This window comes from Novosphingobium sp. UBA1939 (assembly GCF_002336885.1).
Taxonomy (GTDB): domain Bacteria; phylum Pseudomonadota; class Alphaproteobacteria; order Sphingomonadales; family Sphingomonadaceae; genus Novosphingobium.
In genome coordinates this window covers 19,559-31,963 of sequence record NZ_DDFB01000102.1, presented here as the reverse complement: position 1 = coordinate 31,963, position 12,405 = coordinate 19,559, and the positions used below count along the sequence as shown (strand labels likewise).

At 68.9% G+C, this 12,405-nt stretch carries 11 protein-coding genes; 7 read left to right on the top strand and 4 right to left on the bottom strand.

The genetic code is table 11. The annotated features are described in order from the left end of the window. From B3547_RS13090 to B3547_RS13080, 3 genes are all read left to right on the top strand, one after another. Positions 1 to 633: exonuclease domain-containing protein (locus B3547_RS13090; protein WP_292963827.1), on the top strand; the 633-nt coding region annotated here is incomplete at its 5' end. Next, positions 630 to 1,154, top strand: coding sequence for a hypothetical protein (locus B3547_RS13085; RefSeq protein ID WP_292963825.1), 525 nt, complete (start codon positions 630 to 632; stop codon positions 1,152 to 1,154). The genes B3547_RS13090 and B3547_RS13085, both read left to right, overlap by 4 nt. Positions 1,155 to 1,282: 128 nt before the next feature. Then, positions 1,283 to 1,621 (top strand): hypothetical protein, encoded by a 339-nt coding sequence (locus B3547_RS13080; protein ID WP_292963823.1) that lies wholly within the window; start codon positions 1,283 to 1,285, stop codon positions 1,619 to 1,621. Between the two features lie 100 nt (positions 1,622 to 1,721). Here B3547_RS13080 and adh read toward each other — a convergent pair whose 3' ends face one another. From adh to B3547_RS13060, 4 genes are all read right to left on the bottom strand, one after another. Beyond that, complete coding sequence (gene adh / locus B3547_RS13075) at positions 1,722 to 3,248, bottom strand: aldehyde dehydrogenase (protein ID WP_292963821.1); 1,527 nt, start codon at positions 3,246 to 3,248, stop codon at positions 1,722 to 1,724. Positions 3,249 to 3,411: 163 nt separating this feature from the next. Then, on the bottom strand, positions 3,412 to 4,368 hold the full coding sequence (locus tag B3547_RS13070; protein WP_292963819.1) for a GAF domain-containing protein: 957 nt from the start codon (positions 4,366 to 4,368) through the stop codon (positions 3,412 to 3,414). Positions 4,369 to 4,459: 91 nt separating this feature from the next. Beyond that, a complete protein-coding gene (locus B3547_RS13065) occupies positions 4,460 to 5,020 on the bottom strand; it encodes a nuclear transport factor 2 family protein (RefSeq protein WP_292963817.1) in 561 nt (186 codons plus the stop codon). A 147-nt stretch (positions 5,021 to 5,167) separates the two neighbouring features. Beyond that, a complete protein-coding gene (locus B3547_RS13060; protein WP_292963815.1) occupies positions 5,168 to 6,271 on the bottom strand; it encodes a helix-turn-helix transcriptional regulator in 1,104 nt (367 codons plus the stop codon). A gap of 181 nt (positions 6,272 to 6,452) precedes the next feature. On the opposite strand from B3547_RS13060, the gene B3547_RS13055 reads away from it, so the two are divergent. The 4 genes from B3547_RS13055 to B3547_RS13040 all read left to right on the top strand — a co-directional run bounded on the left by B3547_RS13055 (position 6,453) and on the right by B3547_RS13040 (position 12,395). After that, on the top strand, positions 6,453 to 8,606 hold the full coding sequence (locus tag B3547_RS13055; protein WP_292963813.1) for a TonB-dependent receptor: 2,154 nt from the start codon (positions 6,453 to 6,455) through the stop codon (positions 8,604 to 8,606). A 72-nt stretch (positions 8,607 to 8,678) separates the two neighbouring features. Beyond that, the gene (locus B3547_RS13050; protein ID WP_292963812.1) at positions 8,679 to 10,373 is read left to right on the top strand and encodes an amidohydrolase; all 1,695 of its coding nucleotides are present in this window, start codon (positions 8,679 to 8,681) and stop codon (positions 10,371 to 10,373) included. 81 nt (positions 10,374 to 10,454) lie between these two features. After that, positions 10,455 to 10,997, top strand: a complete 543-nt coding sequence (locus B3547_RS13045) for an RrF2 family transcriptional regulator (protein WP_292963811.1) — start codon at positions 10,455 to 10,457, stop codon at positions 10,995 to 10,997. Positions 10,998 to 11,186: 189 nt separating this feature from the next. Further along, positions 11,187 to 12,395 (top strand): NAD(P)/FAD-dependent oxidoreductase, encoded by a 1,209-nt coding sequence (locus B3547_RS13040; RefSeq protein WP_292963810.1) that lies wholly within the window; start codon positions 11,187 to 11,189, stop codon positions 12,393 to 12,395. The last annotated feature ends 10 nt before the right edge of the window (positions 12,396 to 12,405 follow it).

Sequence of the window (12,405 nt, the reverse complement as noted above, 5' to 3'; positions counted from 1 at the left end):
CGACACGGCGGCGACTACGCCTGCGTGCACGTGGCGACCACCGGCTTCGCGGCGGCCCGCGAACGCATCGTGGAACTGGCGATCGTGCGCTGCGACGCCGACGGCACCGTGCGGGATCAGTGGACCACCCTGATCGACCCCCGCCGTGAGGAGGTTCCGGGCGGCGCGCTCCACGGGATCACCCCCGGATCGCTGCACGGCGCACCGGCATTCGCCGATGTCGCGAGCGAGTGGCTCACCCGCTGCGAGGAGTGCGTCGTGGTGGCCCACAACGCGGGGTTCGTCGAGTCCTTCCTCGGCGCGGAGCTGCTTCGCGGCGGACTGCTCGCGCCCACGCTACCCGCCCTGGACCTGTCCCGGCTCGCCCCGCTGGTGGCGACGACCCCGAACGTGCGCCTGGCCACGCTGGCCCGGCAGGTCGGCCGCCCGAGGTCGGTGCCCTCCTCCGCCCTGGATGACGCGCTCACCGTCGCCGCGGCGCTGCCCGGCGTCCTCGCACGGTTAAGCGGGCGCCTGAGCTACCCCGTGCCGCCCACCCCGCGCACGGCAACGGGGCGACACCGNNTCCCACCCTGCCCCGGCCGGCCGGGACAACTGGGGTGCCCCCCACGGGGTGGCTCGCCGACCTCATGACCGAACTGGCCATGGGCGCGGCCGAGGGGCACGACCACCGCTTGGCCGCCTACCTGGACGCCCTGACCGCCGTGCTACCGACGGGCCGGATCGTCAGCGACGAGGTGCACGAGCTGACCGGTGCCGCGGTGCGCGCGGGCTATCCCGCGGCGCAGCTGCGCGGCGTCCTGGAACGGTTGCTGGAGTCGATGCGGGCGGCGGCGTTCGCTCGAGGGTCGGTGTCTCAGGATCAGGTGCGCCACCTGCGCGCGGCCGCGCTGTCGCTGGGCGTCCCGACGTACTTCGACGACCTCATCCAGGCTCCCCCAGCCCCGGCACCGCCGCCCGGCTCCGGCACCTTCAGCAGGCCCGTGCGCAAGCCCCTCCCTCCCCCGCCCCCTACGCAGGCTCCGCGGTGCGGGCACTGCCTGCAGGTCGGTCACTACACCGCGGCCTGCCCCAAGCTGCGCCGACGCGGCGGCCGGGGGCCGATCGGGGGAGTTGGCGGCATCGGCCCGATCGATCCGATCAGTCCGATCTGAGCCGAGTGTGCTTCAGTCCGTCGCCGCCGTGCCGACAGGGACGCGTACGGCGGACGCCAGTTCGCCGGGTGCCCAATCCCGTTCGTCCAGGCCTCGGCCGGGGACGCGACAGGCGCGAAGGACCCCCCATGAACGTGAACTCTGCGGACAGCAGCTCGGCGCTGGCCTCCGGCGTCTACGAGGAGTACCGCCGCTACGAGCGTTACCTCGCTCTGGCCTGCGGCCTCGGCCTGGTCGTCGTCGTCTCCCTGCTGTGCCCGGGCGCCGCCTGGGGTGGGTCCGGTGCGCTGCTGCTCGCCATCGTGGGCTCCTTCCACCGCTACCACCGGGCGGTGCACCGCTACGTGGGTCGTCCCTCACCGGACACCGATCACGCGCTGCAGCTGTGGGGCACCACCGCCCAGGCCTGCGTGTGGGGCGCCGTACCGATCGTGCTTGCTCTCGTCGTTCTTCAGGTCTACGCCTGAACCTGGCTCCAAGAAGACCCGGCCGCGACGCCCCTGACGGGCGCCGCGGCCGCGGCATGGGGGCTCTCCTCGAAGAATTCGCTCCGAAGAGAAGGCGCTCCTAGAAGAAGCCGAGCTTGTCCTGGGAGTAGCTGACCAGCAGGTTCTTCGTCTGCTGGTAGTGCTCCAGCATCATCTTGTGGTTCTCCCGGCCGATGCCCGACTGCTTGTACCCGCCGAACGCGGCGTGGGCGGGGTAGTGGTGGTAGCAGTTGGTCCAGACCCGGCCGGCCTTGATGGCGCGGCCCATCGCGTACGCGCGGTGCACGTGCCGCGACCAGACGCCGGCGCCGAGACCGTACAGCGTGTCGTTGGCGATGGCCAACGCCTCGGCGTCGTCGGCGAACCGGGTGACGGAGACGACCGGCCCGAAGATCTCCTCCTGGAAGATGCGCATCTCGTTGCGGCCCTCGAAGACGGTCGGCTGCAGGTAGTAGCCGCCCGACAGGTCGCCGCCGAGGTCCAGCCTCTCGCCCCCGACCAGGACCTTGGCGCCCTCCTGCTTGCCGATGTCGATGTAGGACAGGATCTTCTCGTACTGGTCGTTGCTGGCCTGGGCGCCCATCATGGTGCTGTCGTCGAGCGGGTCGCCCTGCTTGACCGCCTTCACCCGCTCGATCCCATCGGCCAGGAACTGGTCGTAGATCGAGGCCTGGATCAGCGCGCGGGAGGGGCAGGTGCACACCTCGCCGGAGTTCAGGGCGAAGAACGCGAAGCCCTCGAGCGCCTTGTCGTAGAACGCGTCCCGCGACTCGGCGACGTCCTCGAAGAAGATGTTCGGGCTCTTGCCGCCCAGCTCCAGCGTGACGGGGATGATGTTCTGGCTGGCGTACTGCATGATCAGCCGGCCCGTCGTCGTTTCGCCGGTGAACGCGACCTTGGCGATGCGGGGGGAGCTGGCCAGCGGCTTGCCGGCCTCGGCGCCGAAGCCGTTGACGACATTGACGACGCCCGGCGGGATCAGGTCGCCGACGACCTCCATCACCTTGAGGATTGACCAGGGAGTCTGCTCGGCCGGCTTGAGGACCACGCAGTTTCCGGCGGCCAGGGCCGGGGCCAGCTTCCACACCGCCATCAGGATCGGGAAGTTCCACGGGATGATCTGGCCCACCACGCCCAGCGGCTCGTGGAAATGATAGGCTACCGTATCGTGGTCGATCTCGCCGATCGAGCCTTCCTGCGCGCGGACCACGCCGGCGAAATAGCGGAAATGGTCGATCGCCAGCGGCACGTCCGCGGCCATCGTCTCGCGGATCGGCTTGCCGTTGTCCCACGTTTCGGCCGTGGCCAGCTTTTCGAGATTCTGCTCCATGCGATCGGCGATGCGCAGCAGGATCGCGGCGCGTTCGGCCACCGAGGTGCGCCCCCAGGCGTCCTTGGCCTTGTGCGCGGCATCCAGCGCGGCCTCGATATCCTCCGCTTGCGAACGGGCAATCTCGCCGACGACCTTGCCGGTGATGGGCGACACGTTCTGGAAATAGCGCCCGTCCCGGGGCGCGACCCATGCGCCGCCGATGAAATTGTCATAACGGGCCGCGAAGGGCGGCTGCAGCGTCGCAACCGGGCGATCCTGAACGACGGAATCCATAAACCTGATCCTCTTCCTGGCTGAACCGGCGCCGTCTTTCGGCGTCTGTCCCGTATCCTAGGAACGCGATCGGAACGGCGGGAAGAGGGGGCCGGGACAAGGCCATGCCCATGTGTCTCGCCAGCGAGACAGGCGCGAGCGAAAATCGTTCAGGGCGAGGCTTTCAGGGGGTCAGGCCGGCCCGCGCCATGCGGCGATAGAGCGTGGCCCGGCCGATGCCGAGCAGGCGGGCCGCCTGGCTGGCGTTGCCGCCGGCCTGCGCCAGCGCCTGCCGCAGAACCGCGCGGTCGGCATCCTCGAACGAGGGACCCGCGCCTTCGCCGAGCAGTTGGCCCAGCGCGCGCGGCGTCGTCAACGCCGCATCGTTCAGCCCCAGCCGCACCCGCGCCGCCCGGCTGGCACCGATCACCAGATCATCGCGATCGACCGCCAGCAGCGCCGTGCCGGTGGTGGCATCGTCGGACAGGAACACGATGCGATGGCTGTCGAAGTGACGACAGAAATAGTCCCGCTCGATCTTGCGCGCGGCATCGCGCACCAGCGCGGCGATCATTTCCGCCATCGCGGGGCCGTGATCGTCGCGGCAGCTCGATACGTCGAGCGCCCCCGCCAGCCGGCCGTGCGGATCATGCACCGGCGCGTCCATGCAGCTGATATCGACATTGCGCCCGGCAAAATGCTGATCGCGATGAACGATAACGGGCTGGTCTTCGTAAAGACAGGTGCCGATGCCGTTGGTGCCTTCCTCCGCCTCGCCCCACCGCGCGCCCTGTACCAGACCCGCCGCGGTGAAGGAATCGGCGTCGGCATCGTTCGTCCGGCGCTCCAGCACGATGCCGCGCGCATCGCTCAGGATGACCGCGCAACCCGAACGCCCGACCGAACGGAACATTTGATCGAGCACGGGCGCGGCCACGGTGAGCATGACCTCGTGCTCGGCCCGCAAGGCCGACAGGAAAGCGCCATCGACTCGCTCGCGCGCCGCGTGCTGGTCGGGATCAAGTCCATGGAACAGGACGGACCTGCACCACGACGCGGCGATCGCCGAAGAGGCGGCCGCGCTGGGGGACCGCACCACGTCCAGAACCGTGTCGCTGTGTCGAGCGACCACCACGGGCATCCTCCGCACTTCAGGCCAAGAAGGTCACGCTATCGTGGCTCGATGGTACAGGCAGACCTGCCCCCGGTAAAGCGCGTGCGGCAAGCGCGGATCAAACCCCCGTCATCAGTACCGAGGTCTGGATCAGGGTCTGCGCCCAGTTGTCGGGCAGCGCGCCGATGAACAGGTTTTCGGTGCGGTAATTGGCGATGCGCCAGCCCGCTGCGGTCTTGCGGAACTTCACGTGCAGGCGGCTCGACCGGATCAGCGAGGAGCCATCGTCATAGACCCACGGCTGGAACTGCACCCATTCGCCCTCGGCGGTTTCCGCGCTGGTGGCGCGCAACTGCTCGGCGGTGAGGTAGTGCGTGTTGAAGATCTGCTTCGGATTCTCGGCGGCGTAGAACTTGCGCATGTGCGCGGCGATCTCGGCCGGGCCGCGATGCTGGCCGAACTGCGCGCCGTGCGCGCCCCCCACGCCCTGCCAGATGGCGTCTTCGGTAAACAGCGCCCCGATCGCGTCGGCGCGCGCTTCCGCCGGCATCCCCGCTTCGGGAAGCGGGCTGTCGCACAGGAACATGTAGCGCGCGATCAGCCGGCGCGCTTCCGCTTCCGCCTGCAGGAACGCGACCTGCTGCTGCAGCTCCGCGATGGCTGCCTTGATGTCATCCATGCCCTTCGTCCTCACATCAATCCAGGATGCCGCCGTGCTTACGCGCTAACACCGGCCGCGTCATGGCCCGCGACAAGCCGCTGGCGGCTTCGTTTCGCGAAACGGGCAAAGCCTGCCGGAAGCGGTCAGGAGATGGGGCGCCGACTCTCAGTTCGATCGCCCGAACAGGTGCGAGGGGCTGGCCAGAGCCAGCCGGATCAGATCGGCCTGGCGGCTCGCCCGCGTCTTGGCCATGACCTGCTTGAGCTGCGTGCGCGCGGTGTGGATCGAAACCCCGCGCGCCTGCGCGAACGTGGCGACATCGTCTCCGCCGCACAGACGCGCCAGCAGATCGGCCTCGGAAGGGGTCAGCGCGAAAAAGGCGCGCAAGTCGGCCGGCGATGGCGGTGGCGGTCCTCCCGCGTCGGCCAGCGCCAGCGCGAAGGCAGGCCGTTCGCCCGCGATGGCGTAGCGTTCCAGCGCGAAGCGGGGCAAGGCGACGGCGTGAAGCAGCACTTCGCGATCCCCGTTGCGCCACCGCATCGCGTGGGGAGAGCCGGACAGCAGCAAGCGACGCAGCCCCTCGATCAGCCGCCATTCCGTGTCCGCCATACCCGGCACCCGCACCACCAGGCCTTCCAGCAGGCTTTGAGCCGCCGGATTGGCGATCTGGACCCGCCCCGCATCGTCACAGATCGCCAGCGCGAACTGGATCCGGTCCATGACTTGCCGCAGCATGGCGTTTTCATTGGCGCGGCGATCGGTCTCGATCATCAGGCGCAGCGCTTCGCGCACGTGCGGCATGAGGTCGATCAGCGCCTGCCGGCAATGCGCCGCCAGTGGCGTGCCGACCCCGGCATGAACCGCAAGCCCCGCCTCGCCCAACGCCCCCATGGCGATGCGCGCGCCCAGGAACTGCCCCAGTCCCTGTTCGCGCAGGCGCGCCTGCCACTGGTGGAACTGCCCCTGCAGGGCATCCGGGCAATTGTCGTCCTCCAGCATGTACACGCCGTCGTGGACGGGATTCACCGCGACGATGGTGCGCGGATTGAGGTCGTCCAGCAGCGAGAGTTCGCCGGCGGGCGCCGGGGTCGCCGAGCAAGTCGCCAGCCAGCGATGGCGCAGGCGGTCGGGCGTGCGGTTGAACCAGTGGATCGTGACGCTGCGCGCGCCGGTTTGCGTGCGCAACCGGTCCAGCGCCGTGGCAAGGCGCGGACGGTCCATGCTGGCCCCGTACAGATCGCCCAGAACATTGGAACAGAGCATCGCCATACCCCCAACAAAGGCAACGGGGCATGGTGTTGGCGGCGGCGGGCGATGGCAAGGCCGGGCTTCCGCCTTTGTGACAATTCTTGCCGAAATTGCACAGCGCGTACCGCAAATGGGCGATGCCGCGCCCATTGCCGGTTCCCATCATCGCCCGATCAACGAACACACAACAGGGAGCTTTATCATGTGGGGACTCCATCGCGGCGCGGCGCTGCTCGCCATCTGCGCAGCCGGAATCGCGGCATCGCCCGCTCTTGCCGCCGAACCGGCGGAGACAGGCGCGCAGGATAGCGGCGCGCTCGACACCATTGTCGTCGTTGCGCGCAAGCGGCAGGAAAACGTGCAGAGCGTGCCGATCTCGATCACCGCGCTGACCGGTGCGGCGCTGCAGCAGCGCGGCGTGGCGCGCGTGGGCGACCTGATCGGCACGGTCCCCAACCTCACCCAGGACGGCGGCGGTTCGGTGCTGGGCGCGATGGGCATTCGCGGCATCGTTTCGCAGACGCGCAACATAGGCTTCGACAGCGGGCTTGGCGTCTATGTCGACGGCGTGCTGACGGTGCGCCCCAATGCGGCGGACCAGGAACTGCCCGACATCGCCACGCTGGAAGTGCTGCGCGGGCCGCAAGGCACGCTGTTCGGGCGCAACACCACGGCGGGCGCGATCAACATCACCACGCGCAAGCCCAGCCTTGACGGTATCGAGGCCAATGCGCGCACCGCGTTTGGGAACCTCGGCACGATCGAGGCCAGCCTGTTCGCCACGGCGCCGATCGTGACCGACCGGCTGGGCGTGAAGATCGCCGGCTCGATCGCCACGCGCGATGGCTATATCACCAACCTGTTCGACGGGTCGAAGCTCAACAACCTCAACCGCAAGTCGCTGCGCGGCGGCCTGCTGTGGAAGCCGACCGAGACGCTGGAAGTCGCGCTTTCGGGAAGCTGGCTCAAGCAGGCGGACCGGCTGCTGCTGGGCCAGGTGGCCGACAACACATCGGGCGGCCTTGCCGGCCTGCCGGGCTACTTCACCGATCCCTACACCGTCTCGCAGGACCACCCCAGCCTGCAGAGCCGCGAGATCTGGGGCACCAACCTCAACGTGGACTGGCACGTCGGCGGGTTCACGGTCACCTCGATCAGCGCCTATGGCGACAACCGTTCCCGCCTGATCGACGACGACGACGCCCGCCCGATCCCGCTGTCCACCTCCGACTTCCAGGACCGCGCCCGCCAGTTCACCCAGGAACTGCGGCTGGCCTCGCCCACGGGCGGCAAGATCGACTACCTCATCGGGCTGTACTACCTGCATCAGGATGCCGACGCCAACCGCGCCACCACGGTCAACGGCCCGCCGGGACCGGCCGCGTTCGTCGGCACGATCTCCAGCATTTCCACCTTGAAGACCAATGCCTATGCCGCGTTCGCCAGCGCCAACTGGCGGCCGTTGCCCGGCCTGACGATCAGCGGCGGCCTGCGCATCAACACCGAGAGCAAGGATCTGGTGTTCGACCAGACCAATTCCTCGTTCGTGCCGCTGCCCAACCTGTCCGCGCGCCTGCACCGCAAGGACAGCAACCTGTCGGGCAACGCCAGCGTGTCCTACGAAGTCGTGCCCGATACCCGCCTCTATGTCAGCGCCGCGCGCGGCTTCAAGAGCGGCGGGTTCAACCCGGATATCGTGGGCAGTACCGACATCAGCTTCGGCCCGGAAAAGGCGTGGTCGTTCGAAGCCGGGATCAAGTCCGACCTGTTCGACCACAAGCTGCGCATCAACGCGGCGGGCTTCTATACCGATTACAAGGATCTGCAGGTTTCGGCGCTGGTCGGCGCCGCGTTCCAGATCCGCAACGCGGCGGCCGCGCATATCAAGGGCTTCGAAGTGGAAGTCACCGCCCGGCCGGTGCGCGCGCTCGAACTCAACGCGGGCGCGGGCTATACCGACGCGACTTATGCCGATTTCCCCGGCTGTGCCCCGGCCACGAACTGCGCCGGACAGCGGTTGCCGTTCGTGCCCAAGCTCTCGCTCAACGCCGGCGCGCAAGTGACGCAGCCGCTCGGCGAAGGGCATCTGACCGGGCGGCTCGATCTGTCCTGGCGGAGCGGCATCTACTACGAGGCGACCAATACGCCCGATGGCCGCCTGCCAGGATACGTGCTGGTCAACGGACGGCTGGGCTACAGCTTCGCCGGCGACCGGCTGACCCTCGCCCTGTTCGGCCGCAACCTGTTCGACAACCGCTATCGCGATTACTCGTTCTACCTCGCGCCCTTCGCCGAACGGCTGGTGCGCTGGGCGCCGCCGCGCACCTACGGCATCGAGATGACCACGCGCTTCTGATCGACGGCCGGCGGCGCGGGTGCCGCCGGCCCATTCGCACCAGGCTTCCCGGCCACAAGGATCCGCTGCCCCATGACCCGACTTCCGCTCGCCATCGCGCTGGCCACCCTGACCGCCAGCCCGGCTTCCGCCCAGTTCCAGGACGCCATCGGCGCGGCGCCGCCGGCTCCGGCCGAAGTGATCTACACCCATGGCCATGTCGCCACGCCGGCCGGCTGGCAGACCGACATCGCCGTCGCGCATGGCACGATCGTCGCGGTCGGGAGCGAGGAGGAGGTCAAGGCGCACCGCGCCGGCGAAACACGGATCGTCGATCTCAAGGGCATGACCGTGCTGCCCGGCCTGATCGACATGCATGTCCACGCGGTCGACGCCGGCTTGCAGGCCCGCGATTGCCGTTTTCCGCAAGGAGCCGACGCCGCCACGATCACGCGCACGGTCAAGGGCTGCGTGGCCGCGGCACGCCCCGGCGAATGGATCACGGGCGGGCAGTGGGACTCCTCTTCCATGGGCAGGACGCCACCCCACAAGCGCCTGCTCGATGCGGTGGCGCCCACGACACCGGTAGTGCTCCACGACATCAGCCTGCACAGCGTGTGGGCCAATTCCGCCGCGCTCAAGGCCGCCGGGATCACGCGCGCCACGCCCAATCCGGCGGGCGGGGTGATCGAACGCGACGGCAAGCGCGAACCGACCGGCGTGCTGCGCGAGAATGCGGCCATCGCGCTGCTCAACATGGTGCCCGCCCCCCGCGAGGACGATCGGGTAGAAGCGCTGCGGACGGCCAGCAAGGCGATGCTGGCGCAAGGCATCACCGCCTACGAGGAAGCGCTGCTCGCCACCACCAACGCACGCGTCTATGCCCGGCTCGCCGACGCGGGCGGGCTGGCGCAGCACGTGCGCGCCTGCATGTGGGACCGGGACCAGACACTGATCGCCCAGCGCCACCTCTATGCCCGGCCGGGCCTGGAAATGGGCTGCGTCAAGATGATCCTCGATGGCGTGCCCACGGATTCGCACACGGCCGCGATGCTGGAGCCCTATGCCGACGCGGCGGCGTTCGGCGATGCGGCCCGGGCAAAGGGCTCGCTGCTCTACGCGCCGGGCGAGATCGACGCCAAGGTAGCGAGCTATGATGCGGCGGGGCTGGTCGTGAAGCTCCACGCCGCGGGGGACGGTTCGGTCAGCGCCGCGCTCGACGCCGTGGCGGCGGCGCGCAAGGCCAACGGCCCCTATGGCCCGCACCACGAGATCGCCCACGCCAATTTCGTGACGCCGGCCGATATCCAGCGCGCCCACGCCTTGACCGCTACCTTCGAGTTCTCGCCCTACATCTGGTTCCCCAGCCCGCCGGTGCGCGACGTGATCCGCTCGGTCGGCCCCGAACGCATGGCCCGCTTCACCCCGGTCCGCGACGCGATCGATGCCGGCGACCGCGTGGTGCTCGGTTCGGACTGGCCGGTGGTGCCGTCGATGTCGCCGTGGCTGGCGATCGAGACACTGGTGACGCGCGAAGCGCCGGGCGGCGGCGGCGAAACGCTCGCCCCGGGCCAGAAGGTGAGCGTGGCCGAAGCCCTGCGCCTGATGACCGCCAACGCCGCGCACCAGATTGGCCTGGGCGACAGGATCGGCACGATCGAAGCGGGGCGGCAAGCCGATCTCGTGGTGATCGATCGCGACATCTTCGCCATCGATCCGCACCAGATTCACGCGACCCGCGTGCTGCGCACGATCATTGCCGGCAAGGAGGCCTATCTGGCGCGGTGAACGCAGGTCATAATATAGAAGACTAACTTAGTCTCTGTTTTTAACTTGACCCATGAACGCGGACTCGGTAAGTCCGTGTTCATGGCACATATCACCACCAGCGTCGAATATGGCATCCATTGCCTGCTGCTGCTCGTCGGCAACGAAGACCGGCCGATGAGCAGCCGCGATCTTGCCGAATTGCAGGGCGTTTCCGCCAGCTTCCTCGCCAAGATCTTCCCGAAGCTGGAAAAGGCCGGAATCGTGAAGGCCTGCGAGGGCGTGCGCGGCGGCTACCTGCTGGCGCGGCCGGCCGATGCGATCACCTTCCTCGATATCGTCGATGCCATCGAGGGCGCCAAGCCGCTGTTCGACTGCCAGGAAGTGCGCGGCCGCTGCGCCGTGTTCGGCGGCGATGCGCCCGGCTGGGCGTTGGACGGCGTCTGCGCGATCCATGCGGTGATGCTGCAGGCGGAAAAGGCCATGCGCGATGCGCTGGCCGCGCAGACGCTCGGCGCCGTCGCCGGGCGCTTCGGCCGCAAGGCTCCACCCGAATTCTTTTCCGAAGTCAGCACCTGGATCGACGGACGCCTGACCGGCCGCACCGCGAAGAGCGGCAGGCCGGCGCGCGACGTGCCAGACTGAGACCGGCCAGACTGAGACGAGTTCGGCCGGGCGGGCACGCCCGCGCGGTGCCCGCCCCCTTCCCCACCTGAACGTCTTTTCTCGGCCCCCCTGCCGGGCCGCGCCGGGAAAGCGCCTGCACGCCATCCCTCTGCGGCGTCGCGGGACGATGAAGCGCGCCCGGCAAAAAGCAACAGAAGGAGAAATGCCATGACCCAGAAGATCGTGATTGCCGGAACCGGATTTGCCGGTGTCTGGGCAGCCCTTTCCGCCAGCCGCGCCATCGCGCTTGCCGGCAGGCAGCAGGACGTCGAGCTGATCGTCGTCTCGCCCGCCCCCGCCCTCGTCATTCGCCCACGCCTTTACGAAGCCGTGCTCGACAACATGAATCCCGATGTCGGCGCGCTGCTCGCCGCCGTGGGCGCACGGCACCTTGCCGGACGCGTCGAAACCATCGATGTCAACAGTCGCACCGTCACCGTGGCGCGGAGCGACGGGGAACGCGAAACGATCGCCTATGACCGCTTCGTTCTCGCCGCTGGCAGCCAGCTGTTCCGCCCGGACGTTCCCGGCCTTGACCGCCACGCGTTCGATACCGACCAGTTCGCCACCGCCCACGCGCTGGACGTGCAGCTGAAGGCACTGCCCGGCGAGCCCGAGACGGAGGCGCGCAATACCGTCGTCGTCGCCGGCGGCGGGCTGACCGGCTTCGAGGCGGCCACGGAAATGCCGATCCGGCTGCGCGCCGCGCTGGGCGACAAGGCAAACTTCCGCGTCATCCTGATCGACACGGCGGATCGCCCTGGCGGATCGCTGGGGGACGAGGCGCAGCCCCATCTCGCCGAAGCGCTGGCCTTCACCGGCGTCGAAACGCGGACGGGCGTGCGGGTCACCGCGATCGAGGCGGACGCCGTGGTCCTCTCCTCCGGCGAACGGATCGCGACCAATACCGTCGTGTGGACCGCGGGCATGCGCGCCAGTCCGCTGGCGGCGCAGATCCCCGGCGAACATGACGCGATCGGCCGCGTCGTCGGCGATGCCTATCTGCGCGCGCCCGCCGCGCCGGGCGTGTTCGTGACGGGCGATACGGTGCACGCTGGCACGGACGATGACGGTAATGTCGCCCCGATGTCGTGCCAGCACGCGCTTAGCCTGGGGCGCGTGGCGGGGCACAACGCCGCCGCCGAACTGGTCGGCCTTCCGCTGCATCCCTATAGCCAGCCCAAGTACGTGACCTGTATCGACCTGGGCGACTGGGGCGCGCTCTACACCGAAGGCTGGGACCGGCAGGTGCGGATCACGCGCGAAGCGGCCAAGGCGATCAAGCAGGAGATCAACCGCGTGTGGATCTACCCGCCCGCAGCCGATCGCGACGCCGTGTTCGCCGTCGCCAATCCCGACTACGTGATCGTCCCCTGATGTCCGGAAG